Origin of the sequence: Deminuibacter soli, assembly GCF_003412455.1 — a bacterium.
Classification (GTDB): Bacteria; Bacteroidota; Bacteroidia; order Chitinophagales; family Chitinophagaceae; genus Deminuibacter; species Deminuibacter soli.
Genome location: NZ_QTJU01000006.1, coordinates 247,323 through 274,113, shown reverse-complemented (window position 1 = coordinate 274,113; position 26,791 = coordinate 247,323). Strand labels below are relative to the sequence as shown.

The following is a 26,791-nucleotide window of genomic DNA, read 5'->3' as shown; positions in this document are numbered from 1 at the left end:
TGAATGATTTAGAAGTCAACTGAAATATGAAAATCGGCACGTTTGGTGGCGGGGTATGGATCAACATCCACGCCTGTTGAGAAGCCGGTGCCGAAGTTGGACACCTCAGGATCGTACGATTTGTATTTGGTAATGGTTAAATAGTTGTTGAGCGAAACGCCTACGCGTATGCCGCGTATAAAAGATACCGGCAGTTTAGTGATAGAATAGTATAAACCTATTTCGCGCAAACGCAGGTAGCCTGCATCTTTTACAAACTGCTCGGCATTTACACCCACTTGTGTAATGCGGTAAACACCATCGGGCAGGCCCTGTTTGTTGGTTACATTGTCGTAGTCAACACTGGTGCCGCCGAAGTCGTTCTGCAGGGAGGTAAGGTTAATGTTATCCCCGCCATGTTTCCAATGCAGCAGAAAACGCAGGCTTAGTTTGTTGAAGAACGTAATGTCGTTGTAAGTGCTCATCTGGAACTTGGGCTCCGCATCGCCCAGCACGCCTACACCTGCACCATTGAGACCAACGATTTGTGTGGCTGATTTGCCTTGTTCAACCTGGAACGATCCCAGTACATACCCAAACGAGCCCTGTGGTATGGGCGGAATAATAAAACGGGTAACTTTTGAACGGTTCAACCAGAAGTTTACCGAGCTGTTCCAGGTTACGTTTCTTGTTTGAATGGGTTTGGCATTCATACCCAGTTCTACACCCTGGTTGCGCAGGTCGCCTGCATTCAGCCATTTGGTAGAAAATCCCGAAGATGCGGGAAGGTTGCTCAGCATCAGGAAATTGTCGATCTTTTTGTAGTAGTAGGTGAGTTCAAAGCCCAGCCTGCCTTTCAGGATGCTGAAGTCAAGCCCTGTTTCCAGTTCTTTCTGCCGCTCGGGCTGAATGGCCGGGTCGCCTTGCTGTGTATTGATGAGTGAACCGGGGTTGCCTGCAATGTTCGATACCACGGCTGAAGTGAACTTGCTGCCATAGGCAGGTACATTGGTTGCCTCGCCATAAGCAGCGCGCAGTTTAAAGTTGTTGAAGAAAGTGTTTTTGCCAAAGCCCAGCTGCGTAAGGTTCCAGGATACACCTGCCTTGGGGTAAGCATAGTAGTGTGCCACATTGCCGTTGTTGCTGGAGCGGTCGAAACGAACGCCTGCCGTAAGCGTAATGCCTTCCAGCAGGGTTGCTTCTTCCTGTGCAAAAATACCGTTGTTCTGGTATTTAGACCTGAACTGTGTGGCGGTTAAGGCGCCTGCCTGGTCTACGTTTGACTGCCCTGCAATAACCTGTGTTGCTACGTTCAGCAGGTTGTTGTAATCGCCTGTTTCCTGTGTAATACCTGCAGAGGTGGTAAGCGCCAGGGCAGACGAGGGCGTATAACTGTTAACCAGTGAAAAGATATAGTTGGTGCTGAGATTTTTGGTAAACCCTTGTATGGATGTGCCTTTGTTTACTGCCTGAAACTGCAATATACCGGGGAACTGTACATTGGTTTGGAGGTTGTAAAAATCAACACCACCCCTGCCAACGAATTTGGTGGTGCTTTGTAAGCTTTTCTGCAATACAGCTTCAATATTGGCACCGCCGATGAAACGGTTTACCGATTCGTTGTTACGCATCAAAGCAATTGTTTGCAACGGGTTGGAGGCTGCAAACGGGTTGTTGGGGTAGTTGCCCTGGTTATCCGGGTGCAGTTGCGCAAATGACGGCGTTGACGCTAAGGCAATGCCCAGTGATACGCCTGAATTGTCGTTGCCGGAAATACCGCGGTCAGCAGATGAGTTGATGTAATTGGTACTTACGCCTATTTTGATGCGATCGCTCAGGCGATGGTCTACATTCAACCGGAATGCCGTGTTTTTATAGCCGGTATTTTTTACAATGCCATCTTCTTTTTTGGTGGCAGCTGAAAAGAAGAACGTGGTTTTGTCGCTGCCGCCACTCATGCTAAGCACGGTATTGCGGGCAAAACCTTTGTTGCCATATACTTCTTTTTCATAATCGTAAATATGACCTGCAGCCTGTGCATCGGTAAACTGTTTGGCCAGGGCAACGCTGGTGGCGCTGTCTGACGAAAGGGAGGCTGCACGTGCCGCAGTGAATTGGCGTACACCAAGCAGTTTGCGTACGCGTATCTGCCCCAGATCCTGCGAAACGGTAATGCTGGTTTTGCCCTGCCTGCCTCTTTGGGTGGTAATGATAATTACACCGGCAGAAGCTTTGGAGCCATAGATAGAGGCTGCGGATGCACCTTTGAGTATTTCAATGTTTTCAATGTCTTCAGGGCGTATATCAGAAATGCGGCTGGAAGGGTTATCCTGGTTGGATGTCGGTGCCCCACCGGAAGCAGCGCCTGTAACAGCATTCAGGCCACCGGAGGTGGCAGTGTTGTCGATAAACACACCATCTATCACATACAATGGTTGTGTGTTGCCGTATACCGAGGTAACACCGCGCAGTTTTACCGAGCTGCCGCCACCGGGTGCGCCGGAGTTGGCATTGATAAGTGCGCCGGGAATTTTACCCGAGAGTACGCCATCAAGCGTTTGACCCGGTGCAACGCCTGTCAGCTGCTGGGCAGATATGCTGGCAACCGCATTGGCCAGGTTTTTTCTTTTTACACTGGTGGCCAACCCGGTTACCACTACTTCATCCAGGCGGGCTACGTCTTCTTCCAGTTGTACAGTAACACTGGCTGCGCCGGCATCAACACTAACGGTTTTGGATTTAAACCCGGTTGAACTGATCATAATGCTGGTTGCACCGGCAGGTATGGAAAGCGTAAACCGGCCACTGGCATCGGATGTGGTTAACTGGTTGAGTTGTTTGAGTGATACGGTGGCGCCCGCAATGGGGCGGCCATTGATATCGGTGATATTGCCTGTAACGGTTCTGCCCTGCGAGAACAATAGTAGGGGCATCAGTAATAAACACCATAAGCCTAAGTAAAACGGCTTCAGATTTTTCATAATGCAGCTTTGTTTAATGGTTGGTTAGTTAAGGTTGTTGTGAAGTATATACGTGGCTGCCATAGCCCATTGCTGCCACTTGCTTTGCGCGTTGGCGGTAACTGTTCATGTCTGTTGGGGCAACGGTGGCAAGTCCATCTACATAACGGTTAAAGAGACAGAACAACGCCGCGATAAGCACGGTGTCGTGTATGTCATGTTCTGTAGCGCCTGCCGCTCGCGCGTTGTCAATATCAGCGGGCAATACATTGCGGCCGCTTTGCTGCACTTTGCCTGCAATGCACAGCAGGGCTTTCAGTTTGCCCGAAACCGGTGCTGTGTGGTAATTGCTGATTACCTGGTTTACCAGTTCCGTATTGTTGCTTAAATAACAGCTGGCAATAGCTGCGTGCGAGTGCTGGCAGTAAAAGCAGTCGTTCAATGAAGAAACATAGGCTCCTATCAGCTCCCGCTCCGCAGGCGTTAAACCATTATCGCTGCGCAGTAAGGTATTGGCAAGCGCACCCAGCGGTGCTGCGGTATGCGGACTGAAGGCCAGCAATGCGCGGATGCCGGGCAGGGATTCGTTTAGTTGTATGTGCGGCATGTGTTTGTTTTGGTGGTTGCGTAAATGGCTATTTGTGCAGATCGTAATCGGCATAACCTTCGGCTGCGCGTTGCGGTGCACGGTCAACATAAAACTGCCTGTTCTGCGGCGCCCAGGTAGCCATGCCATCCACATAACGGTTGTACATGCAAAAGGCTGCGGCGATTAATACGGTATCGTGTATTTCTTTTTCCGTAGCGCCTGCTTCTGTGGCTGCTGTGATGGCTGCAGTTGTTACCTGTTTACCGCCTTTTTGTACCAGCGCGGCAATGCCCAGCAGGGCTTTCATTTTGGCTGAAAGCGGGGCAGACAGATAATCCTGCTTCACGGCATCAATGGCGGGAATGTCACAGTTGAGGTAATGCCCGGCTATAGCGCCGTGTACATTCTGGCAAAAGAAACAATCGTTGAGCGAAGAAACATAGGTGGCAATCAGTTCCCTTTCACCGCGGGATAAACTGTTGTCTGCACGCAGCAGCGCTTCTGCAAGGTCGTTTAATGGCCTGGCTGTTTCGGGGCTATATTCCATCAGTCCGCGAATGCCGGGTAAGTCGTTGTGCAAATTAATATGTGCCATATGCATTATTTTATATGAATTATTGTGCAACCGGTGCTGTGGGCGGAACATAGCCTTTCTCTGCCATGCGTATGCCCATGGGTACGTATTCGGCGGGGTCGGTTGGGGTAAAACTGTTAAGGCCGTCAACATAGCGGTTGAACATAGAGAAGGTTGCCGAAATTAACACCGCGTCGTGTATTTCTTCGTCTGTGGCGCCTGACTTGCGCGCAAATTGTATATCATTTTCTGTTACGGCCAAACCAGACTGCTGTGTTTGCCCGGCTATGTGCAGCAAGGCTTTCAGTTTTTCGCTGATGGATGCCTGTGTCATGTTATCGAGCACCTGGTCAACCACGGCGGCCGCATCACCGTATAAACAACGGGCAGCTGCAGCATGGCTGCTCATGCAGAACAGGCAGTTGTTGCGGTTAGATACATAAGCTGCAATGAGTTCCTTTTCTGCTGCCGATAAAATGGAGTTGCCGCGCAGCAGGGCCTGCGCCAGATCGTACAAATGTTTACCTGTTTCAGGGCTGAAGAGTACAAGGCTCCTGATGCCTGGCACATGATCGGGTACTTGTATATAAGCCATAGTTGTCAGATGAATGAGGTGAATGTTGATGTAATGAGATCGTATAATCAGCCACTGTATTTTTCTGTTCTGAAAAAAAGCGTGACAATAAGACCCAGCAGGAAAACAAAAGAAAAGCTGAAGACTGCATTGCCATACCCGCCAAGGAAGGTAACCAGTGAGCCGATAAAGAACACCACGGTCGCAGTGAACAGCCTGCCGATATTAAAACAGAAACCAGTAGCCGATGCGCTGATGTTTTTGGGAAATAACTGTGGTATGTAAACCGACAAAGCCCCCTGGCTGATGCCGAAAAACAGCGCCATGGCTGCAATTTGCAGGTACAGCAGGGGAGATACTGCGGTGGTTAATTTAAACAGGGTAAACGATAGCAGGAAACAGCCTGCAAAACATACCATCATGGTTTTTCTGACGCCCAGTGCATTTACAATCCAGCCGGATATGAAGCCGCCTGTTAAACCACCGGCACCCATGAGCATCATTGACATACCACGTTCTTTCTGTGCATCTGCAGTGCCCAGCAGGCTTTGTATCCAGGAGGGCAGCCATGAAAAAGTAGCCCATAAACCAATGAGTGCAGCGCCAAAAATAAGTGAGCCGCCCACCAGGTTTTTACGGGTGTTGGGTGAAAACAGGCTGGGCTGCGTGGTATGGCTGCGTTGTGTTGTAAGCGGCCCATCAACACCGGACTTAATAAGCCTGGCGCCGAGCAGGGCAATTACAACAGGCAGCAGGCCAATGGCAAAGCCAAAACGCCAGGATGCGATGAAGTAATTGATTAACCCCGCAGAGAAAATGCCCAATGGAATGGAGATAGACAGGATGCCGAGCGCGACTGCTCTTTTTTTATCGCTGTAGGCTTCTGACACAAGGATGGTGGTGGTAACCAGTACACCGCCCACACCGAAGCCGGTTAAAAAGCGGAATACCACTACACTGATCCAGCTGTAAGAAAAACCGGTGAGTACGGTAAACAGTCCGTAACAAAGTGTGGCGTACAGGAAGGATTGTTTGCGGCCAATACGGTCGCACAGCAGGCCCCAGATAAAGCCGCCGGCCATCCATCCATAAATAAAAACGGCGTTGATGGAAGCGCCAATGTTTTCCAGTTGCTGCCCGTTGTGGTTGCTGCTGAGTAAGTCTTTTACGGCAACAGGCAGGTATACCGACATAAGTGTGGAAACGGTACCGCCCAGCGTACTGCTGAAAAAGCAGCAGAGAAATAAGGCAGTGATACCCGGTGTTGCTATGGCAGCAGGTGCATTGCGTGTAAAGTCAGGTGCAGGGGCAATCGTAGTTGTTTTCATGGAATCGCAGTTGGGGTTTAATGGAATGATGCTTCGCCTGTAACGGTAATGCCTTCGCGCGGGCGTGTGTAACCAACAGTGATGAGCCGCGATGCCAGTTTTTCGTAATAGGCAGGATCTTCAGGACGGTAAGTGCCGAGGCCATCTACATAGCGGTTGTACAGGCAAAAGAGGGCTGCTATTAATACGGTGTCGTGAATTTCTTTGTCTGATGCGCCCTGCGCTTTGGCAGCTGCTACATTTTCGGGTGTAACGGCCGTGCCCAGCTGCTGCACTTTGCCTGCAATAACCAGCAGGGCTTTCATTTTATCGCTTACTGCTGCGTTATCCAGATCGTTGTATACCTGGTTGAGCAGTTCTGCTGAACCTCCTAATGCGATTACTGTGGCAGCATGTGCGCTGGTGCAAAAGCGGCATTGGTTCTTGTAAGAAACCAGGGTGGCAATGAGTTCGCGTTCGAGTTCGGTGAGTGTGTTGGGGCCGCGCAGTAATATTTGTGTTAAAGCGCGGATGGGATCGCCGGTATCGGGCCTGTTTTCGAGCAAGCCGGTAATGCCCGGCAACTGGTTGTTTAGTTGAATGTAAGCCATGGAGCGCATGTTTGTGCATGTTACCGTTAAAGCTATAACAGGCGTTAACCATAACGGTGCAGGTGTATGAATGATGATGAGAATGTATGGTGCCGGCGCCTGCTAATACAACAGTGATTGTGATTAACCCATACGCGTATGGGTGCGCGTTGCCACAGCGGGCAGGCAGGTAATGAGTAATCAGGCTGTTAATTGCGGTGGCTGATCACAAAAGCCGGTATAGCCGCAGCAGGTAGCTGCACAGGAAGTGTTAACGAAGATGGCCGGCGCAGCAATGGATTGTTGTACTGCGGCCATAAAATATTGTTCGTATTCTACAGCAGGAAAGGATTTTTTGACGAGACCGGGTAGTTTTTTTGCGCCGGGCAGGTCATTGGCATGTGCGCCGAACGCCTTTTGCGCATTGTCTAAACGTTGTTTACCGGCATCGGGCAGGCATAGCAGCACCAGTTCGCCGTTGGTTATTTTGCGTTTTACGTATTTGTAGGTTTTGCCGGCGATGGTAATTGCTCCGTCAACCCGTTCAAAATGCTGCTGGTCGCTGATGTAAGGTATGTTCAGCGGGATTTTTATTTCAAAGAGATCGTTGTTATTGTAGTCGTTTTTGTCGAGGCTGGCTTCGAGAGAAACTTTGTGTTGCTGCTCCAGGCAAATAAATAGCAGCCGGTAACCGAACAGGTTAAACAGCAAAAGGGCAAGCAGGCATATGGCAGTCAGTTTTCGCAAAGCAACCCAAAATACTGAAATATATCCAATGTGCCATCAAATTTAAAGACGGTGTTGTAACACTTAATAGTCAATGTGAATAGTCAATAGTGAATAAAACAGCCGGCAGCTTTTGCCGGCGGGCTGTTTTATGGAGGATTTTCTTTATGTATGGCCGGCGATGATTTTACCGTCCTGCATTTCAATGGTGCGGTCTGATTTTTCGGCGAAATCATTGTCGTGTGTTACGGCGATGATGGTTTGGTTTAACTCGTGGGTGAGTTGTTTGAAAATATCGAACACAATCTGTGTGTTTTTTGAATCGAGGTTGCCGGTGGGTTCATCGCCCATAATTACTAACGGATCGTTGATGAGCGCCCTGGCAATGGCCACGCGCTGCTGCTGGCCGCCCGATAACTTGGAGGCCGGTTTCAGCGCCTGATCGTGCAGGCCCAGCAGCGTGAGTTTCTGGTAGGCTCTTTCTTCTATTTCCTTGCGTGAAAGTTTGCCCAGGCGCATGGCGGGTATCATTACATTTTTTAAACACGTGAACTCAGGCAGCAGGTAGTGAAACTGGAATACGAAACCGATTTTTTCGTTGCGTATGGCTGCCAGCTGGTTTTGTTTTTGGCCTGTAATTTTTTCACCATGAATGTATAGTGAACCATCGTAATCTGTATCCATGGTACTGAGCAGGTACAGCAGGGTAGATTTGCCGCTGCCTGATTTGCCTACGAGCGTTACAAATTCACCACGGTTTACGGTAAATGATATATCGTTGAGTACCCTGAATTTAACGGGGTCATAAAAATACTTGCCTATTTTATCTGCCTGCAGCATTATTTCTCTTTCCATACAAGGCTTTTTTATTTTCTGAAAATAGCTACCGGGTCTACGTTCGCGGCTTTTTTAGCCGGGATGTAACCTGCGGCCAATGTGATGATTAAACCAAATATGCTGCCCTTGAGGTATACCCATGGCTCAAAGCGGATGGGGAAGTAGCCGATATCGCCACCCACAAATACATGCGCCATGCGCCATACCAGCAGTGAGGCTACGCCCAGGCCAATTAATATGCCCATGAGACCGATGATTAATGCCTGCTGTACAAATATGCGTATCACATCTTTGCCTTTAAAGCCCATGGCTTTTAAAATAGCGATATCATTGAGCTTTTGGCTGATGGTCATGTTGAGGATGTTGTAAATGCCAAAACCCGCTACCAGCAATATAGAGAACGATACAGCAGTGATAATGATGGTACGCATGCGGCTGGCAGCAACCACGGTTTCGTTGGCCGCCTTCCAGTCTTCGGCTTTGTAGCCAGTGAGATGGGAGAACCGTTTTGAATAATCCTGCGCCTTGTTGAAATCGTTTACCGACACATTGATGTCGCTTACATAACTGGCATTTTTGTTTTCCAGTTGTTGGGCAGCGCTGATGTTGATGTACGATTTGGTTTTATCCAGCACAGAATTATTGGTTTGAAACAGGCCCACCACCTTCATTACCTTGGTTACATTTTCGGAAGAAGTAACGGAGATGTTATCGCCCGGCTTTGCGCTCATTTTATCGGCAATGCCTACACCGAGCAAAATGCCGTTGGGTGTGGTTTTGAGGCTTTCCATATCGCCCTCAACCATCAGGGATTGAATGCTGAACATCTGGTCTGCATCGTCGATAATAACGCCTGATGCATTGCCTGCGATCTGTGATTTGCCGTTGTTGTAAAAGATGCTGACTGCAACGGTGGGCGTTACCAGTTTTACATCCGGCTGTTTGCGCAGCAGGTCGGCAATGTCCTGCGGATTAACAATGCGGTTGGTTTCGGGAATTACCTTGGGGTTTACAATAACGTCTGCCGCCTGTTGTGTGCCGGCTTTAATAAGGGGCTGGCTGATGTTATCATCTTTATACACGCGTATGTGCGGACTATTCTTAAAAATGCTTTCGTTTGATTTCCTGTCGAACCCGGTGGTAAGCGAGTTCATGAATATAAATATTGATATGCCGATGGTAACACCGAGTGCCGCGATGAGCGTAAGCTTCCGCTGCTTCACGATATAGGTGAAGGAGATTTCGGAATTGATGCTGTTTTTCCTGGCCATGGCAGTTATTTTTTCTGGTTAAGTATCAATACATCGCCTTCACTGATGCCGCCGAGTACTTCTACCCAATCGGTAGATACTATACCTGTTTGAATGGTTTTCTCTGATTTGTTTTTCAGCAATACCTTGTTGCCGTACGAGAGATAATTGCGTGGTATTACCAGCGCATTCTTTTTTTCGCCTACCAGTATATTGCCTTCCAGCTGGGTGCCGATGATGCGGAAATCCAGGGAATCGTTGAACCATGCTTTTACCAGGAACGATTGTGATGCTGCATCAAAGGACGGAAGAATTTCATGCACAGTGCCTGCATAGGTTTTGGTTTTGTTGGTATTGAGGCGCAGCACAACGGGCTGGTTAACCTTTACGTGCGCCATATTGCTTTCGTCTACATTCAGCTTCGCGTAAATAAGGCGTGGGTTGGCAATTACGGCAATTACATCGCCTTTGCGTACATAGTCGCCCAGCTGTTTTTTCTTCTCGTAAATTTTACCGGTGATCACTGCTTTTAACAGGTTTTGTTCCCTGATAACGCGGTTCACTTCTTTGGCAGAGCGCTGCATTACTTCCTGCTGTTCGGCTGCGATGCGCTGGTTATCGTACTGCTGTTGCAGTGCGCGCAGGGTTTCGCGTGAGTTGCTGGCTGCGAGTTCGGTGTTTTCGTACTCGAGCCTTGAAATGCTGTTGCTGGCATACAGGCGTTTGTAGCGTTCGGCCTGCAGCTCGTCTAACTTCAGCTTGTCTTGCGCGGCATTGATGTTGGCCTGTATCTGTTGCAGGGCCGGTGCGCTGGGGCGCGTATTGCTGCTGGCAATGGCATGCAGATCGGCTGCGCTGTGCGCATTGATGATGTTTTGCTGGTTATCAATTACCGCCAGCAGCTGACCGGCCTGCACCTGGTCGCCTTCTTTAAAGCTGAGCTGAATAATGTACCCGTCTGTTTGGGCGGTAAGGTTGTTTTGATCATCTGCTTCCAGCACACCGGAGGCGAATACCATTTCAGTGAGGTCTTTCCGCACCGGTTGTATATCAGTTGCATGGTGGCTGCAGGATGCTGCGGTAAGCAACAGTGTTATGCTGAACAGGTAGTAACTCGTTCTCATTGTATCGTGTTGTTGATCTGTATTTTTGTTTTCTGGTATTCGCTGCCGGCCAGCTGTGCCGCGGTGTTGAGGCTGCTGTTAAGCCAGTCGCTGAATGAATTGAGCATATCGGTAGCCGATAAAATGCCTTCGCGGTAAATGTTCAGGTTTTTGTAATACGAATCCTGCTTTAGGACAGCTACCTTTTGCGCCAGGCGGTAGCTGCTGTAAGCCTTCTGGTAATCGAGCCCAAGCTGGCGGTTACTAATGCTATCCTGCAGCGCGGCGTGCTGTGCGTTGGTATTGGCCACTACCAGGTTAATACGGGCATACTTTACGGCGGCTACTTTATTGGCATCGGGCAGCAGGGGCATTTTTAGTTTAAGACCCACATAGTTGGCGCCCAGCCAGCGGGTATTGTCGAAGAAAGCATTGTTGGTATTCTGTTGCCAGGCCAGGTAACCTACAAAAGAAAGGGTAGGCATAAACCAGCGCTTTTCTGCACGCAGATCGGCCTCCTGGTAACGCTGCTGCTGCAGTGTTTGCTGTTGCTGCAGGTGACCGGCGGGTACCATGGAAGCATCGAAGGCAGGCTCGGGCAGCAATGTATCGGTAAGTACTACCACAGAATCGGGGTTAATATCGCAGAGCAGTTTAAGGCTGTAGTATTGTTGTGCCAGCTGTACTTCCAGCTGCTGCAGTTTATCCTGCGTGGCCAGCTGGTTGGCCTGTGCATTGTTTACATCCTGCGAGCGGGCAATGCCTTGTTGCTGCTTGTTGAGCATGATTTGCGTAAGGGTATCTGCAACGAGCAGGCTTTGCCGCGTGATGTTTGCCTGCCAATAATAGCTTTGAATATTGTAGTAGGCAGCTGCAATGCTTTCGTACAGGCTTTTTTTAGTGAGCAGGTTGTTGAGCGTGGTAAGCTGTTCGTTGGCTTTGGATAACTGCACTTTGGCTGCAGCATAAGGGTTCAGGATATCTATCTGCGGGTTAAATACGATAGCGGTTACATATTTCTGCCCCAGGGTAATGGGCTGAAATTTGCCCGGCTCACCACCAAAAATCTGCGCCGGTAAAAAGTTGGTGGGCAGTTTGGTATTGTCGGTAGCAGTGAAAGTGGCATCGCCCTGTACATTCCACTGGGCCAGTTTGGCGGCCATGGTTTGGTACTTGGCGAGAATATTTTGCTGGGTAGCATTTTTAAATGTGGCGCTATGGCTATCGGCGTAACTAAATACATCGCCGGGAGAATGAAACCGGATGCCTGTTTGCGCCGCTAAAAGCAGCGGGCTTACAAGCAGCCAGCAAAAAAGCAGGTGCCGCATATGGGTTTTGTTTATTGACCGCAAAGATGAAGCGCCGGTGCCGTTGCAGGAAGCTGTTTCGGGATGAGTTAGACAAAATACCCGCTGGGTTAGACAGCGGGTATCAGTTTTTGGCCAGCCAGTCTAAAAAATGCAGGTTTTTCTCTTTCCGGATAGTGATAGGCTCCGGGTAATCGACCAGCAGGTTAAGCAGCAGCTTGCGGGCGAAGTATTGCGATACATCTTTAATGGCCCTGCGGTTTACGAGGTGCTGCCTGTCTGTACGGTAAAAATCGCTGCCAAGGCTGTTCTCCAGCTCATCGAGCGGCTGGTTGATGATGTATTGGTTTTTATTAAAATCGATAAGGTTAACCAGGCCGTTGTGAATGTAAAACAAAGCCACCTGCGCAGTGTTAACGGGAATAATTTTGTCTTTATGGTTTACGAGCAAAGAAGCAGGAGCCGGTTTGTGCTGCTGGCTTTGACGCAGCAGGTCTACAATGGCCTGGTAATCGGCCGGGGAGCCGAGTTGCTGTTTCAACGCCTCGTAACGCTCAATGGCTTCGCGAATGGATTGCCGGCTATAAGGTTTGAGAATGTAATCAATACCCTTGTTCTTAAACGCATCGATGGCATACTCGTTATAAGCGGTACAAAAAATAACGGGTGCCCGTAGCGATACCTGTTTGAAAATATCGAAACTTAAGCCATCGCCCAGCTGGATGTCGCTAAACACCAGCTGGTATTGGTTATTACTGCTGAACCAGGCAATGGCTTCTTTTACGGAGGCCAGCGTTTTTACTACCTGCCAGTTGCTCCGAAGAGATCCGATGGTATGCTCCAGTTCTTCGGCCAGGAACTTTTCGTCTTCTATAATAACAAGGTTCATGGGTGCATCATTTTAAGCGTTACCCTGAAAGTAGCGGGTTGCTCTTCAATTACAACCGGCTCGTTAAACAGCAGCCTGTAACGTTCGGAAAGGTTGTTTAAACCCATACGGGTAGAATCTTCCAGCAGAAAACGTTTCTGTATGTTGTTTTCCACGATCAATGTATCGCCGGTATTGCTTACCTGTATGGTGAGCGGTTCTGCTTCTGTAAGACTGTTGTGTTTTACCGCGTTTTCGACCAGGGTAAGCAGTGCAAAATAAGGCATGCGGTATTGCTGGTATTTTTCGTCGGAAATATGTACGTAAAAATGCAGGGCTTCACCAAAACGCATTTGCTGCAGGGCAATATAATCCCGGCACAGGGCCAGCTCCTGCTTAACAGTAACGATATCGTTTTTGCGCTGGAAACCGATGCGCAGAAAATCGGACAGCTTAACCAGGTACTCATCTGCAATAGCCGGGTTTTTACGTATCAGTGATTTGGCTGTGCCCAGTGAGTTGAACAGGAAATGCGGGTTTACCTGGTTTTGCAAAATCTGGTAACGGGCTTCGAGATTGGCGAATTTGAGTTGCTCATTTTCGGCAGACAATTGCTTTTGTGTATAAATAAGCAGGATGTAATTGCTGATGATGTACACCACCCCATTTACCGACAGAATGTTCACCGTGCGCGTGATGTGAAAGGCCGCACCATGAAAGGGAAACAGCTCGGGGAATATATAGTAGACAATAAAGGAAGCAGTGATCATGACCAGGCTGGATGCATAAAAGCGGTACCGCTGTTTGGTAAACCGTATTTTACGGATCATCTGTATTTGAATGACCCAGGCAATGAAAATAAAAAAAGTAAGCAGGGGCACTGCCCACAACAGTACGGTAGGTGCTTTGCGGGCCAGCAGTACGGCCGGGGTTGAGAGCATAAGCGCTATCAACGGCGAGGTGATGGCTGCTGCCTTGTACAGCTGTTTTACCTGGCGGGCAGACAGGGGTGTGTAAATGCGCATGCGGCTTGTTTAACAGTGCTAATGTACGATGTAAATGTATAGGAGAGTTGCAGCGCATCTGCCCGGTGTTTGTACAGGATAAGGGTGTATGCTTCCTGTTCTTTGAAAAACATAACCACCTGGTTTAACGGAACCGCAGATAAATCGCTGACTGTGCACAATACATACGTGCCTTCGTTTACATGCGGCTGCATGGTTTTGAGGAGTTGTTGCAGGTTGGTTTCGCCGGACATGGTGATGGTTTTAATGTGCTGATACTGTGCCGGTTGAATAGCCTGTTTGGTATCATATGTTATACTGGTTACAAAGTTATATCAGTGATTGTGTAATTTTACAGCTCAATATTAAAACGATTATATGATGCGAAAGACGATATTTATTACAGGCACCAGTTCGGGATTAGGCAAATTGACCGCGAAATATTTTGCAGAACAGGGATGGAATGTTGCAGCCACCATGCGCACCCCTGAGAAAGAAACGGAATTGACACAGTATAACAATATCAAGATATTTAAACTGGATGTTACCAAAACCGATGAGGTGAAAACTGCCGTTGCAGCTGCCGTTGCTGCGTTTGGTAAAATTGATGTGGTGCTTAACAATGCAGGCATGGGTACCTACGGTGCGCTGGAGCTGGCCAAAGAGGCGGATATTGACTGGCAGTTTGCTGTAAACGTACGCGGGCCTATAAATGTGATCAGGGGTTTTTTACCACATTTTCGTGAGCAGCAGGGTGGCCGGTTTATCAATGTTAGCTCATGGATGGGACTTACTACAGCGGTGCCGCTTGGCTCGTTGTACAACATGTCGAAATTTGCACTGGAAGGATTAACGGAAGGCCTGTATTATGAATTGAAGCCTTTAAACATTGACCTGCATTTGATAGAGCAGGGTGGTTCTGCCGATAATAATTTTCAGCACAACATTGCCTGGAATGAAAACCCGGCCATAGATGCATACGATGCAACTACCGCCAAACTAAAAGCCATTATGGGTGATACCACGCGCGTGTTGAGCGACCCGATGACTATTGTTACCGTGATATACAGCCTGGCCACCGGCGCCAGCAAACAATTCAGGAATGTGATAGGCCAGGACGGCAAAGATTTGCTGGCCCTGCGCAACAGCGTGCCTATTGAACAATACCTGGAAACAGTTGCGGCAAATTTTGCGTAAGGAAATAGTGAAATAGCCGTGCATGCGATAACCAACCGGCGTAACCTGTTTTGATGGGTTGCGCCGGTTGGCGTTTACAGGGTATTGCTGAATGCTTAATTTTACCGGTAAAGAGGTTGAGCAATGCGTAAAAATGCCCGGGGCATCCCTGTAAATAATTTTGGTGACGAGTGGGGCGGCGGTGTGTTCATTGAGCGTATCTGCTTTGAATATCTGCCTGATTTGGGCCAATGGGAACAACCGGAACGCCACGATCGCCATTCCTTCTTTTTGCTGGAAGCAGGAAACGTAACCATGGAAATTGACTTTCAGCAATATCATATCAATGCTCCGTCTATCATCTATATGCATCCTGACCAGGTGCACCGAATAGCAGCTTTTAAAAATATAGTGGTGAGTGCCTGGGCGGTAACCAATGATAACCTAAATGCCGGGTACCTGAAATTACTTGAAGATATTTTACCCGCGGCGCCTATGGCTTTAAACGATCGTATGTTTGCGCTGCTTACTGAGGCGGTATCACTCTGCATCAAATTTTCGGAACGGGAAAAGGACCTGCTGTATCATTCTTTGTTAAAAGATCAGATAAATGCACTCACTGCATTAGTGCTGTCATTTTATTGGGAACAGCGCATGCCATCAGGTGATCGCCTGTCCAGGTCTGAATTTGTAGCCAAAGCCTTCAAACCGGTAAACATCTTAGGCAATACCATCGGCATTGTGAAACGCATGGGCTTATTGGATCAGATACAGTTGAATGCATTACTGATGAAATCCGTAGAATTCAAAAATGCGCACGACATAACAGAAAGGCTTGACCTGACGCAAAAAAGACAAGCAGATAGCGGTGAAACAGAGTATGAGATAGAGCGTGATATATTGTTAGATATGTTGTACCAGCTGGTTAAAGATGACGTGGCGTTTGTTTACGGAGAAAGCATCACTGGCTTAAAGGAGCAAGGTGACCAGGTGGAAGTTAACTTTAAAAATGGGGCGCCACAGACTTTTGACCTGGTATTTGGCTGTGACGGTATTCATTCTGTTGTACGAAAATATTGGTTTGGTGCGGAAGCTGCCTATTCCCGGTTTCTGCAAGCTTATTTCTCTATTACTATCGTTAATAAGTTGCTTATCCCTGAGTATACAACCCAAATGTACAGCGAGCCTGGCAAGACGGTGATGCTTAATGCATATAACGGTAAAACGGATATTTGCCTTGCCTTTTTTGCAGAACAGGAGATTGCTTATGATTACAGGAATGAGCAGCAGCAGCGGAATATTATTCTTGATCAGTTTAAAAACACTGGCTGGCGAACAGCCGAACTATTGGAAGAAGTACAGCAGTCGACAACTTTTTATTTTGACAAACTATGTCAAATGAAAATGCCGTCGTGGACCAAAGGCCGTGTAGCATTGGTAGGTGATGCGGGTTATTGTGCCTCACCAGCTGCCGGCAGGGGCGGCTCACTGGCCATTGACGGGGCCGCAGCCCTGGCAGATGCCTTTCAGAACTGCCAGGGAGATTATGAACTGGCCTTTGCGCACTACAATCATGCCTTTCGCCCCTTTATTGACGAAGTACAAGCAGATGTGGTAAACTTTGGCATGGAGGCGTTGATTCCAAGATCGCAGGAAGCTATTGACAGAAGAAACAAAGAAGGGTTTGGCTTTTGATGGATTCGCCATTTCAATTGGAGCGCTTCAAAAAAATGAATGCGTTCGCTTCGCTCACTTCATTTTTGTTTTCGCATCCCGATTCAGGTAAACTTGATCGGTCTGCTGCAAACAAAAGCTCCCGGCAGGCCGGGAGTTTTTGTTTTTTTGGCGGGCTACGAGGGACAGTTTTCGAACCTTTTAAATGAAAGCCTTGATGATATTTTATCTTTTTTAAATAAAAAAAACTGATAAAACTATTAACCAAATAAGCAAAAGAAGTTTGAAGATCGAAGTAGATATGCCTCTCTTAAGCTATATTATGAAATTTGAGGAGTTAATTTAAAACGACTTATACAGAAATTTATAATTTCTCTTCTCCTAGAATCTACATTTTCTTTGGAAAAGCCACCTTTTTGTATTTCCCCAGCCAAGTACCTGGTTTCTGCAACTATAGAATCAAGATAACTAGACACTTTATTTATTGGTGGCAGGTTGCCAATTCCACTATTTAGGTCTTGTTCTAAAAGACATAGGTTGCCTATTCGATTTTTTTCGTATTCATAGTCTTCAGAAAAGCCATAGCTTGAGGTAGAAAAATTTGGATCCTTGCTAAAGATGTGTTCTACTTGAAATTTCTTATACATCTCTATATCGAAATTCGCTCTACTATATTCAAATAAAATATATTTAACAGCTCCGTTACTATAAAGTGCGCCATCAAGATATGTTGCTAGGACATGATCGTTAACAAATTTTTCACTAAAATTTACAAGATGATTTTTAATTTCATCAACTGAAGGTGATTTTTCGGCAACATAAGAACTCAGCCAATAAATATCTGCTATTGGATTTGTACCCCTAAGCTTATAGACTCTAACCTCCACAGCTTCAAGAACGTTTAACAACTCATCTAGTTTGTTTTGAATATAGAGCCTAATAATTAGTGGATATAGAGTTGCTGTGAATTCAAGATACCTGAATAGTTTATGGTAACTTTCCTTTGTTTTTACAGCTTTTATAAGATCGGAATAGCCAACCGCAAATTTCTCAAAATCATCGATATACTCACTTATAAATTCTTCAAGTCTTTCTTGGTTGTCCTTTAATTCTTCACAACGATTCTTAAGATTGTTAAAAATCGTATCAGCACCATCTCTATTGTTCCAAGTTTGAGGAAAAAGTTTCCTGGCTGAATAATAGTGCTGCGTAAAAACTGTATTTTCATCAATGCGACCTAATATTCCGAGATTGTCTTTCCATACAAGCAAATCATCATAAGCATCGAAAATTTTCTCAAACCTTGCGTTAATAGCATTATTCAATTTTTCCTTTAAGTGGAGGGTTGAATAAAGCATTAAAATGCTTTTCGTTTTATCAAGAATTCTTAATGGTAATCCCCTGTCATTAATTATAGAAAACATCTTAACTGCTTGTGCTTGATTTTCTACATTAAAGACAAGCACATCCATTTTATCCCTTATGAATATAAGTCGTTGCTCAATATCCTCCTGAGATAATGAATTAGAAAATGCACAATGTCATTGCAGAATACATATATTTATGACTCCTAACATATATTTTGTCGGCCTTTATACTATCGTACTCAAAAAGAAGATTTGCCAAAAAATCACCATCTACCCCTAAAGGTTTAAGTTTTAAGTTGTCCTTGGAACCAATAAATGCTCTTTGTAAGCCTTCTCTTGTTGCAAAATCATCAAGTTTATCAATTAGAACCTTTAAGAGTATAAAAAGTGTAGTAATACGCTGCTGACCATCTATTATTTCGTAAACAGTGTCAGTAGTTAATCCAATCACCTTGTTTTCTTTAAATGAAAGAGTACCAAGGAAATGGTTCATCCTATCATTAACACTCTCCTCTATATCTTGCCATAGGTCTTTACATTCGGTATTAGTCCAGCTATATTTTCTTTGATAGGCCGGAATTACAAATCTATTTCCATTAAAAATGGAACCTATTTTTTCTGTTTGACTTTTGCTTATCGACATGACATAATTTATTAAATTTCTAACCTGTTTTGTAAAATAGGAATAGATTATCTAATCAATAAGTTAATCTCCAATTTTTCAAAAATTCAACAGAGAATTTTACTCTCCGTAGTATAAATAGTCTTAACTATTCTTATGATCTCCTAAGCCCTGGAATATTGAAATTTATTCAGGGATAATAGATGGAACGTCGGGAGTCGGAGGTTTGGTAATGGAAGCCTTTTCTGATTGTCCAGAAGCTTCCACTTTTTTAACCTGATTTGGAGTCTTTGAGTAGCCTCCTTGACTCGATGTATCCCCAGCAAAATCATGAAGTTCAGCAAATCTAGATAAATGCTGATAATAGCGATCTAACAAATTCTTTGATTTAGGTAGCCTCAACCTACCAACCCGCTTAATACCGAAGTTAAATTTCCTATTAGAATAATTGACAAGGATTCCTACTTTTTCCAGAAAACTAAATGGGTGCCGAAGATGGGCTTTTATCGCATTACGTTGAGCTTCCGAGATGAATTCATTGGAGATGGCATCGAGTACTCCATTATGCGAATCCAACTCTTGAGCATATTTTTCAAATTCATCCTTAATAAGTTCATATCGCTGTTGCCATGCTGAATTATGAAATCGCTTATCATACGTAGGAGCATTTAAATCCAAGACTGCCTCACCTGTGCTATTAAATACTATGAGATCAAGTACATTCAGAGCTATAACAATATCCTTTTTAAAGTGTACAAGACCATTTTTGTCAGTTCCTCTCTCAAAATATTCGAGCTGATATTTGTCGGCAAAAAAATGATTTGCGAATTTCTTCTTTTTTATTTCACCTTCGTACTTCCGTTTCATTTCAGTGAATAGCTGTTCAGAAGACAGTTTCTCTATTTCCAGAAAAATAGCACTTTCAGATCCTCTTTTGCCATTATCTCCTCTTACCATCATATCACATTCTTGAGCTACCAGAATGTAATGCTTATTCTTTTTTTCACCGTCTGTAATGACAAAAATGTCACCGTTATCTATAGGCCTCCGCAATTCGTTTAAATGCTTATCAGATTCAAAAAGTTCTTGATGCCTCAATTCGAACTTTTTGTTATAGGGAACCGGTTTAGCATCTTTAATTGCAATTTCTATATTAGATACTTCTTTTGCAGAACAAATGGTGTCATTAACTTGGGATACATAGTTCCCATCATTCATAAGCTCGCGGACATTATCTTTAAATAGCACATCGGTTATTCTCAATAACGTCTCTGGTTCCCATACACCCTCTGTAGATGATGTTTTAAATACTGTATGATCAAAATCGTATGTATCAAAAGTTCTTAATCTTTCGATAGTTTTAGCTTGTGCCTCTTCAATAATTGTTATTGTCCTATCTTTTATTACTTCACAAAAAGTATTCAAACAAGCTTTTTTAATTCCATCAGTAAACAGATCATGTTTATTCAAACGAGATTTAGAAAGGAGAAAAAAGTCTACTACACTTAGCCCTTTTCCATTCTCACATATTACCTGTCTGTCAGTTAATTCATTTGCGATGTCCGTGGTGGTATGAGTAAAAAGAGTGGCAATTATCTTATCTGGTATATTTCTATTTTTCACTTCCAGTATTAGGTCTTCTCCTTTTGTCACAGTAAAAGGATCACCAGCTAGCTTTAAGTCCTGATCGAAAAGAACGAGAATTCTTTCCCCTTCTGGCAACCCTTGCAAAATAGCATCTCTTTGATCTATCCATTCATTTGGAGTGAGGCATATCAAAACACCATCAGCAAAAAACTCTTTCACATTGTTAGCAACATTTAGGTCATTGATTGCTTGAGGTTCTCCAACGAGTTCGTACGCCTTTTTATAATAGCTTAACTGCTTGCGTGGTTTAATATTGTCCCAGGTGGAGTCTATATGCTCTGGTAAAATATCATCTTCCAAAGTTAAATCCAGTGCGTTTTGTATCGAAAGCTCTCTTAATTGGTCCATCTTATTTTCCCCTATGATGGTACGAACTAATCCAATAAATGTAGCCTTATCTATGGGTAATTTAATAGCATCATCTACAAAGTAGACTTTTTTAATACTTAATTTAGATAGGATTTCAGCTATATTGGTCAATAAAGTTTCCGCGACATTCTCATGATCTTCATATGACTGATGTGCTGCCTTTGGTTCGTTTGTTTCTGCCATGAAGTGCACTTTTAGGATTCGAGGTTTATTTGAAACATATAGCGTCGTCCGTGGGAATTACGCTTATTAAGTAAGATAATAGAACCACCAATAGTATCTAGTAACTGCTGAACAACAAATAGTCCTAGTCCTCTCCCTGCTCCTTTGGGCTTAGTTGTAACAAAAGGTTGAAATAGCACTTCTTCTACAGCAGGCGAAATTCCATATCCGTTATCCGATAACAACAAAAATGGCTTTTTTATCTCGATAGTTATTGTCGGTTCAAATTTTAAATCAGTTTTTTTTAAATCATTTAGCCAATATTCAGCATTAAGCATTAGGTTGTCAATTATCTGTGTAATTTTACCCTTATTAACTCTGATCGTAAAATCTTCTGTTTTAATTATCTTAATGCTAATTTTTTTACCTGACCGGGTCTCATAATATTCCTTTACTTCATTTGCAAATATTAATAATGAAATATCTTCCTTAGTTTCCCGATTAAAACGTAAGGAAGGTGCCATGTGATTTAATTGTCTACGAATGGAAACAATAAAACTTTTCACGTGTTCTGTATAGACAAAGAAGGTAGCATCTGCCGATTTAGACTTTTTCAACTGAGCCAGTACGGTGTCGGTCTGAGTTCCGATTCGGTCAATTATAGTATACATTTCGTGTGTAAATGCTTCAGCAGTAATTCCTAATCCAGCTAGTTCCGAGAATTGTACAATTTGCTCTTCCAGTTCGGCGAGTCGTGGCTCTAAGTAATTAGCATCATTTTCCAGGTTCTTTGCGACTTCTAAAATTCCAGAAACTTGATCGAATATTTGTTGAGCGTCATTTAATATTTTTTCAACTTCTTCTAGCAATCCCAGTGCTTTTTGCTGCTCGGGAGTTGCAAACAAAGGCTCGGTCTTAGTTTTTCTAACCTCAGCAGCAACCTTTGCTCTAGTATTTTTTAGTTGAACTGCAACCTCTTTAGTTTCATTTTCGATTGCAGTAGATTTTTTTGAAGTTGCTACAAGACGTTCCTTAACATCATTGAACGATCTAATACTTCCCTTTGTTTCTGATTCCTTCTTTAGATAAATATCATAACTTCTCCTTGTATTTCCTAAGACGATGTTTATATCTTCAACTGCACGATTGATTAGCTTAAAAAAATTTCGCGAAAATGGCGAATCCATGAAGCCTTCTCTATCTGTCTTTTCGACTAAGCATCTATTGTCGCTAGCTGTGATACTAATGAATCCAATAATATTTTCAGGCCGCAGTAGATAAAAAGAGCCTCCTGAGGTTTGACTCCTCCTTAGGTCAAGCCAATCTTTATTTTCCATACCGTAAGGCTTAATACCAAAACCATCTCGAAAAATTCGAATTCCAATTTGATTTTTAACCAGCTGTTTATATTCAGAAAGTCTATCATATGCGGACTCTACTTCTTCGGTTCCACCTAAATTAAATTCGTCGATTTCACCTTTAAATGAACCAGGGTTTGCTGGTATTAGGTGTTGTTTTATATCGTCTAAGATTTTATCAGGAGACATATCTTTTTCAAAATCATAAGATCTTTCAAAGGAAAAATAAATTCCTTTCTTCCCATTATATTTTAGATAGGGCAGTGAATGTTTGGGATTGCCATCTTTTTGTGTAAGAAAAGAGAAGAAATTTACTCCATTATCTTTTAATATAAGTTCATTGAAAATCTCATTTTTTACAGAGCTATTGCCTTGTAACTTTGAAAATTTTATCGTACCATTTAAAGAGATTGTTTTACCATCGAAATCAATTTTATAACGGGTGACAGCCAATTCACGCAGTTTATCATTAATCTCATCGAGATCAAATGGCTGTCCATTTATATTTAGATAAACATTGAATTTGCGCTCTTCTTTAAAGGGAAAAATTAATTTTGATAACTGCCCTCTAAATTTATCACCAGCTTCGGATGTCCAAATTTCTGGATCTTTAAGTTGGGCAATTATTAATTTAGTGCCCTTTTTAGTTATATTTTTTTCTGTTTTACTATAATTTGTATTTACTGAATCTAATGCACCATCTTCAGTAAAATGCCGCCAATCAAATGCCACATGATGTAGTTCGGGTTGTCCTTTTTGCCCTGTAAACATCTCTAATACATCTCCTAGTCGTTGTGTACTTAACCGCCCCAGGCCTTTGTCCCCTAATGGAGTTCTTTTTTTGTCAGTCACTTCTCCTTTTGCCTTCATTTCCCTTTTATGTGACACCGAAATAAACAGCCATTTGTCAACTATGTCTGAATATGTCATTCCTGTTCCATTATCTTCAATAATGATGTACCCATTGGTCGTATCATTAAAGGTAAGGCCATTTTCAGCAGGGTGTCCAGAGGTTCCAATAGTAATCTTCACCCAGTCAGCATCAGCATCGTAAGAGTTTTTGACTAGCTCCATTATCGCCGTCAACTCGTCCGACACAAGTTCTTCGCCAAGTTGTTTAACAACGGCAGCGCTTATTCTAAAAAAAGGTTGATCAGGCAATTTTTCTAAAGATTAAAATGTCTTCAAATGTCATTAACTCAGCGTCTTTATTCCTCTTAGCCATTCTTCTATGAAGTATTTCTCGTGAGATCTTCTTAATTAAAATAGCTCCCTCATTTTCTATAAGTTCTTTAATAATTTTATCATTTGGAATTTCAACTCCCCCAACGTTTCGATTTCCCACAGTCCATATTTGATAGGAATTTATTTTTAAAGAAGAATGAATATTAACTATCGAGAGATATAGGTCATAAATAAAATTCACTACCTTTTTCAGTTTGTCCGGTGAGGCTAATTTGAGTTTTAAATATGTACTATGAAAAGATGGGGATATTGAAAACAGAATTTCCAATTTGTCATCCTCTATTCTTTTTAACTTACCTCCTAGCCCTCTTGTATCTATTTCTGAAGTGGTTTTTAAAAAGTCGTTTGTTGCTAATTCATGTATGTCCGACAAATCGATCCATTGCAATGGAAGGTATGAATGCTGCCCATAAGTAACAGTAGTTTTATTATCACCATAAGGTGGTGATGTTACAAGCAGATCAAAGAAATTTCCTTCTCCTGTTGGCGTATAGATTTTTTCTTTACTATCGCACAGCTTAAGCGTTACTTCTCCAATATATGCACCTTTAGAAAGTTTATCTGCTTTAAGTAACAAGTCTGAATACCAATTCAAGTCTTCAATGCAATTTTCAAAATGACTTTTAAATACCCGTATTGGAGATATATTTCTGTTTTCGATTTCTTTCGCCTCCCGGATGTGAAGCTTAAAAGTAGAAGTCCGGTCATTAGATGTAAGCCTTACAACTTCAGCTAATATAACCCAATAAAAGCGACGAATAGCGGGTCTATCTTCTTCTCGAATAGCTCGTGCTATTTTTGAAAGTTCAATTGAAACTGAATCTTTAAACCATTTTTTTAGCCCTTTAAAATTGGCTTCAATCTTATTAGAACGATCATTATCAAACCTTCCAAAAAACTCTTCCTTTCTTTCTTTAATGGCTTTAACATAGTAAGGTCCTGTTCTGGTTTTTGTAACTAATATAGCTAGAGGATTTATGTCTTGTCCATAACAATTTAATCCATTTTCCATGCAGGCAACTAGCGAAGTACCTGATCCCATGTAGGGATCAAGCACATTAAGAGTTTCAGGTTGGTTCCTTATAATTATCTCAATGAGCTTTTTTTGGACTATCGGAACCATCATAGCTGGATATTGGAAAAAGCTGTGCAGATATTCACTTCTATCGTGATCTGGCGAAGACCAAAAAGTGTTATTTTCTTCAGTCAAGGCATCTATTTCGTTACAAATTTTTTCGTCAATATTTTCAGGTAAGAACGCAGGCGCGTCATGACCTGAATATACTCGTTTTATTTTGGGAACCTTTTCAATTATTTCCATTATGTGAGTCGCTATGTAAGTGTGAACAAATATATTAAAATACCACCTATTTTCCTAATTAACTGAAAAGCAATTAATTATGTAAAAAAAATTACATGGTTTTTTAATTATGATACTGTTGCAACTCCAACTCATTTCACAACTGACTTTCCCTGTCGCTTATAATAACAGTTACCATAATTTACAAAAAAAAGAAAGGACAGAAAAGTTACTTTATTCGCATGATAAATTTTACCAATTTATTCTCCTTTATTCAATAATGTCATACAAATATTGTAATCACTAAAAATTGCTCAATTAAACTTGCTAGGAATTTATCACCCACCATTATCAAAAAATTGATTTTCCCCACCCTGATTAAATCTCCCCATCTGCACCGCCTTACCCTTTTCCGGCACCTCAATAACCACGTCTACATCGTGCTGGAAGCTATTTTCTCCACGGAAGTTCCCTTGTTTAGTGGACTGGAAAACATATATAAACGATTTGGTTGGGTACTGTGCTTTCAAGTTCCTTAGCTGATCCGGGGTTAGCCCCAGCCGACTAACACTATCCAGGAATATAAAGTCATAGGGTGAAAGATCGGCCTGTAACTCACCGGTTACAAACAAATTAGGGTGTTTGGCTGCATTCAGCTTCTCTTGTAGGGTATAATCCAGCCCTTCTTCCTTCGCCACATACAGTACCCTACCGTGATTTTGAGCTAGGTAGGAGGCAAAATCAATACAGAGATAGGATTTGCCCATTTTAGGTTTACCGAACACCATCGCAGTAAAATTACCGGACGGATCGCCAATTAATTCCAGCCATTTCCCGGTAAAGCCAAGCGTTTTAAAGTGCATTTTGGCAAAATCCATACTATTCACCACCGCATCCGGCGGTAGAGCCTGCTGGTTATTATCTGGTAATTCCAGCCCGTGTAAACCGCCATGACCACATTTTTTGCCACCGCAACCGCACCCACAGCCGTTCAAGGCATCATGAATACCATTCAGCACGGTCTGATGGATATGTAATGTGTCAGTTTTCTTAGCTGATTTCATAAAAGTGCGTAAGGACTGTAATACCTTCTTCATCCGCTCCATGTAGGGATCATTAGCTGGCAGTTTCCGCTTATTGATATCCCCGGCGATCAGGTTATATAGGCGTTCTGCCTTGTCTTTAGTAATCTGCTTACCCTGGATGCCGATGTACCTTTTCATGTAGGCTACGGATAACCGTATTTTCTCGGAACCAGCAATTGCCATAAACTCAGTAAGGGTTTCCTCGCTGATCTTCACATGAATAGATTTCCCCATTTTGTTATACACCCGTATCAGGTTGCTCTGTATGTAAGAAATCTGGCTGGCATAGGAAGAGGTTTTGCGGATACGTTTTTCTAAAATGGCCTTCTGCAGGGCATTAATAAAGTTTAGCATTTGCGCTTCGGTCTTTACCTTATCGTGCATCAGGATATAACGTTTTATAAACCGTACCTCTTCCTCTATTTTTTCTACCGGCTGGGCATTGCTGGTATCTATCCTTTTGTGTGGGGCTGGTTTGGGTTTGGGCGCTGCCTTCTTAGCCGCTACTTCCTTGGGAGCAGTTGCCGGTTTCTCGGATAATATCTCGTTATACAACTTTTGCAGCGGAAATTTAAACGTCACTTTCTGTTGCTCTATCAGTGTTACATGGATATAGTTCTTCAATACATAGGCATGGAAACGGTCATTACCGCTTCCCATCATGCTTTTATTGATCTGCGCTACACTTTGCCCGTTCATGACAGAGCTATAGATGAACTTTTTGGCAATCTCATAGGCTGCTGCTTCACTAACAGCGCCTGTAGCTTTTTTAGCAACTGGTCTTTTGACGGCAGCCGGTTTGGCAGGAAGGCTGGACAGGTTAGCGAGATACTGGTCTACAGTGGCCTTTATATCCTTGTCAGAATGATAATAATCCCATGTGCTGTGGTTATCGGTGACCTCCTTTACAAAATCGTACACCTCCTGTAGGTTCTCCGGCAGTTTATGGCGGTCAATGCCTTTTACTTTCTCAAAATAGTTGTTGATGGTAAACATAGGACGATGTTTGTAATCATTATTGTAGTTTCAGGCGGAGGGCTTTTGCTTTCAGGGAGAGTAGCTTTATCTTATCTACTTTGGCAGGTTCTGCTACGGGCGGGTATAGCTCATGGATAGCG

22 protein-coding genes are annotated in these 26,791 nt (G+C 43.7%); 2 read left to right on the top strand and 20 right to left on the bottom strand.

The genetic code is table 11. From position 1 onward, the window contains the following. Positions 1-8: 8 nt before the first annotated feature. The 14 genes from DXN05_RS16995 to DXN05_RS16930 all read right to left on the bottom strand — a co-directional run bounded on the left by DXN05_RS16995 (position 9) and on the right by DXN05_RS16930 (position 13,922). Positions 9-2,960 (bottom strand): SusC/RagA family TonB-linked outer membrane protein, encoded by a 2,952-nt coding sequence (locus DXN05_RS16995; RefSeq protein WP_116848463.1) that lies wholly within the window; start codon positions 2,958-2,960, stop codon positions 9-11. A gap of 28 nt (positions 2,961-2,988) precedes the next feature. Continuing rightward, a complete protein-coding gene (locus DXN05_RS16990; RefSeq protein WP_245975237.1) occupies positions 2,989-3,546 on the bottom strand; it encodes a carboxymuconolactone decarboxylase family protein in 558 nt (185 codons plus the stop codon). A 28-nt stretch (positions 3,547-3,574) separates the two neighbouring features. Beyond that, positions 3,575-4,123, bottom strand: a complete 549-nt coding sequence (locus DXN05_RS16985; RefSeq protein ID WP_116848461.1) for a carboxymuconolactone decarboxylase family protein — start codon at positions 4,121-4,123, stop codon at positions 3,575-3,577. Positions 4,124-4,142: 19 nt separating this feature from the next. Then, positions 4,143-4,697, bottom strand: coding sequence for a carboxymuconolactone decarboxylase family protein (locus DXN05_RS16980; RefSeq protein ID WP_116848460.1), 555 nt, complete (start codon positions 4,695-4,697; stop codon positions 4,143-4,145). A 47-nt stretch (positions 4,698-4,744) separates the two neighbouring features. Beyond that, entirely contained in the window at positions 4,745-6,004 is a 1,260-nt protein-coding gene (locus DXN05_RS16975; RefSeq protein ID WP_116848459.1) for an MFS transporter, read from the bottom strand. Between the two features lie 17 nt (positions 6,005-6,021). Further along, on the bottom strand, positions 6,022-6,594 hold the full coding sequence (locus DXN05_RS16970) for a carboxymuconolactone decarboxylase family protein (protein WP_116848458.1): 573 nt from the start codon (positions 6,592-6,594) through the stop codon (positions 6,022-6,024). Between the two features lie 180 nt (positions 6,595-6,774). Beyond that, complete coding sequence (locus DXN05_RS16965; protein WP_147313957.1) at positions 6,775-7,320, bottom strand: hypothetical protein; 546 nt, start codon at positions 7,318-7,320, stop codon at positions 6,775-6,777. Between the two features lie 144 nt (positions 7,321-7,464). After that, complete coding sequence (locus DXN05_RS16960) at positions 7,465-8,154, bottom strand: ABC transporter ATP-binding protein (RefSeq protein WP_116848456.1); 690 nt, start codon at positions 8,152-8,154, stop codon at positions 7,465-7,467. An 11-nt stretch (positions 8,155-8,165) separates the two neighbouring features. Continuing rightward, the gene (locus DXN05_RS16955) at positions 8,166-9,407 is read right to left on the bottom strand and encodes an ABC transporter permease (RefSeq protein ID WP_116848455.1); all 1,242 of its coding nucleotides are present in this window, start codon (positions 9,405-9,407) and stop codon (positions 8,166-8,168) included. A 5-nt stretch (positions 9,408-9,412) separates the two neighbouring features. Beyond that, a complete protein-coding gene (locus DXN05_RS16950) occupies positions 9,413-10,510 on the bottom strand; it encodes an HlyD family efflux transporter periplasmic adaptor subunit (protein WP_116848454.1) in 1,098 nt (365 codons plus the stop codon). Then, positions 10,507-11,817, bottom strand: a complete 1,311-nt coding sequence (locus tag DXN05_RS16945) for a TolC family protein (protein WP_116848453.1) — start codon at positions 11,815-11,817, stop codon at positions 10,507-10,509. The genes DXN05_RS16950 and DXN05_RS16945 overlap by 4 nt, the downstream gene beginning before the upstream one ends. Positions 11,818-11,920: 103 nt before the next feature. Beyond that, the gene (locus tag DXN05_RS16940; protein WP_116848452.1) at positions 11,921-12,685 is read right to left on the bottom strand and encodes a LytR/AlgR family response regulator transcription factor; all 765 of its coding nucleotides are present in this window, start codon (positions 12,683-12,685) and stop codon (positions 11,921-11,923) included. After that, entirely contained in the window at positions 12,682-13,689 is a 1,008-nt protein-coding gene (locus DXN05_RS16935; protein ID WP_116848451.1) for a sensor histidine kinase, read from the bottom strand. Before DXN05_RS16935 ends, DXN05_RS16940 begins: the two co-directional genes overlap by 4 nt. Then, the gene (locus DXN05_RS16930; protein WP_116848450.1) at positions 13,653-13,922 is read right to left on the bottom strand and encodes an ACT domain-containing protein; all 270 of its coding nucleotides are present in this window, start codon (positions 13,920-13,922) and stop codon (positions 13,653-13,655) included. The genes DXN05_RS16935 and DXN05_RS16930 overlap by 37 nt, the downstream gene beginning before the upstream one ends. A gap of 127 nt (positions 13,923-14,049) precedes the next feature. Between DXN05_RS16930 and DXN05_RS16925 the strand changes: the two genes are divergently transcribed. Beyond that, positions 14,050-14,865 (top strand): SDR family oxidoreductase, encoded by an 816-nt coding sequence (locus DXN05_RS16925; RefSeq protein WP_116848526.1) that lies wholly within the window; start codon positions 14,050-14,052, stop codon positions 14,863-14,865. A gap of 123 nt (positions 14,866-14,988) precedes the next feature. After that, complete coding sequence (locus DXN05_RS16920; RefSeq protein ID WP_116848449.1) at positions 14,989-16,539, top strand: FAD-dependent monooxygenase; 1,551 nt, start codon at positions 14,989-14,991, stop codon at positions 16,537-16,539. Between the two features lie 299 nt (positions 16,540-16,838). Here DXN05_RS16920 and DXN05_RS16910 read toward each other — a convergent pair whose 3' ends face one another. The 6 genes from DXN05_RS16910 to DXN05_RS16885 form a co-directional block, all read right to left on the bottom strand. Continuing rightward, positions 16,839-17,990 (bottom strand): HNH endonuclease family protein, encoded by a 1,152-nt coding sequence (locus tag DXN05_RS16910; RefSeq protein ID WP_116848447.1) that lies wholly within the window; start codon positions 17,988-17,990, stop codon positions 16,839-16,841. Positions 17,991-18,042: 52 nt separating this feature from the next. Next, the gene (locus DXN05_RS16905) at positions 18,043-18,528 is read right to left on the bottom strand and encodes a DUF262 domain-containing protein (RefSeq protein ID WP_116848446.1); all 486 of its coding nucleotides are present in this window, start codon (positions 18,526-18,528) and stop codon (positions 18,043-18,045) included. Between the two features lie 165 nt (positions 18,529-18,693). Then, the gene (locus DXN05_RS16900; protein WP_116848445.1) at positions 18,694-20,706 is read right to left on the bottom strand and encodes a hypothetical protein; all 2,013 of its coding nucleotides are present in this window, start codon (positions 20,704-20,706) and stop codon (positions 18,694-18,696) included. Positions 20,707-20,717: 11 nt separating this feature from the next. Further along, complete coding sequence (locus DXN05_RS16895) at positions 20,718-23,204, bottom strand: sensor histidine kinase (RefSeq protein ID WP_116848444.1); 2,487 nt, start codon at positions 23,202-23,204, stop codon at positions 20,718-20,720. After that, positions 23,197-24,609 carry a class I SAM-dependent methyltransferase gene (locus tag DXN05_RS16890; protein ID WP_116848443.1) on the bottom strand — a complete coding sequence of 471 codons (1,413 nt, stop codon included), beginning with the start codon at positions 24,607-24,609 and terminating at the stop codon, positions 23,197-23,199. Before DXN05_RS16890 ends, DXN05_RS16895 begins: the two co-directional genes overlap by 8 nt. A 317-nt stretch (positions 24,610-24,926) precedes the next feature. Further along, the gene (locus DXN05_RS16885) at positions 24,927-26,669 is read right to left on the bottom strand and encodes a P-loop NTPase family protein (protein ID WP_116848442.1); all 1,743 of its coding nucleotides are present in this window, start codon (positions 26,667-26,669) and stop codon (positions 24,927-24,929) included. Between the last annotated feature and the right edge of the window lie 122 nt (positions 26,670-26,791).

Coding starts and splice junctions, on each gene's coding strand:
- DXN05_RS16995 (WP_116848463.1), bottom strand. CDS start 2,960: ATGAAAAATCTGAAGCCGTTTTACTTAGGCTTATGGTGTTTATTACTG.
- DXN05_RS16990 (WP_245975237.1), bottom strand. CDS start 3,546: ATGCCGCACATACAACTAAACGAATCCCTGCCCGGCATCCGCGCATTG.
- DXN05_RS16985 (WP_116848461.1), bottom strand. CDS start 4,123: ATGGCACATATTAATTTGCACAACGACTTACCCGGCATTCGCGGACTG.
- DXN05_RS16980 (WP_116848460.1), bottom strand. CDS start 4,697: ATGGCTTATATACAAGTACCCGATCATGTGCCAGGCATCAGGAGCCTT.
- DXN05_RS16975 (WP_116848459.1), bottom strand. CDS start 6,004: ATGAAAACAACTACGATTGCCCCTGCACCTGACTTTACACGCAATGCA.
- DXN05_RS16970 (WP_116848458.1), bottom strand. CDS start 6,594: ATGGCTTACATTCAACTAAACAACCAGTTGCCGGGCATTACCGGCTTG.
- DXN05_RS16960 (WP_116848456.1), bottom strand. CDS start 8,154: ATGGAAAGAGAAATAATGCTGCAGGCAGATAAAATAGGCAAGTATTTT.
- DXN05_RS16955 (WP_116848455.1), bottom strand. CDS start 9,407: ATGGCCAGGAAAAACAGCATCAATTCCGAAATCTCCTTCACCTATATC.
- DXN05_RS16950 (WP_116848454.1), bottom strand. CDS start 10,510: ATGAGAACGAGTTACTACCTGTTCAGCATAACACTGTTGCTTACCGCA.
- DXN05_RS16945 (WP_116848453.1), bottom strand. CDS start 11,817: ATGCGGCACCTGCTTTTTTGCTGGCTGCTTGTAAGCCCGCTGCTTTTA.
- DXN05_RS16940 (WP_116848452.1), bottom strand. CDS start 12,685: ATGAACCTTGTTATTATAGAAGACGAAAAGTTCCTGGCCGAAGAACTG.
- DXN05_RS16935 (WP_116848451.1), bottom strand. CDS start 13,689: ATGCGCATTTACACACCCCTGTCTGCCCGCCAGGTAAAACAGCTGTAC.
- DXN05_RS16930 (WP_116848450.1), bottom strand. CDS start 13,922: ATGTCCGGCGAAACCAACCTGCAACAACTCCTCAAAACCATGCAGCCG.
- DXN05_RS16925 (WP_116848526.1), top strand. CDS start 14,050: ATGCGAAAGACGATATTTATTACAGGCACCAGTTCGGGATTAGGCAAA.
- DXN05_RS16920 (WP_116848449.1), top strand. CDS start 14,989: ATGCGTAAAAATGCCCGGGGCATCCCTGTAAATAATTTTGGTGACGAG.
- DXN05_RS16910 (WP_116848447.1), bottom strand. CDS start 17,990: ATGGATGTGCTTGTCTTTAATGTAGAAAATCAAGCACAAGCAGTTAAG.
- DXN05_RS16905 (WP_116848446.1), bottom strand. CDS start 18,528: ATGTCGATAAGCAAAAGTCAAACAGAAAAAATAGGTTCCATTTTTAAT.
- DXN05_RS16900 (WP_116848445.1), bottom strand. CDS start 20,706: ATGGCAGAAACAAACGAACCAAAGGCAGCACATCAGTCATATGAAGAT.
- DXN05_RS16890 (WP_116848443.1), bottom strand. CDS start 24,609: ATGGAAATAATTGAAAAGGTTCCCAAAATAAAACGAGTATATTCAGGT.
- DXN05_RS16885 (WP_116848442.1), bottom strand. CDS start 26,669: ATGTTTACCATCAACAACTATTTTGAGAAAGTAAAAGGCATTGACCGC.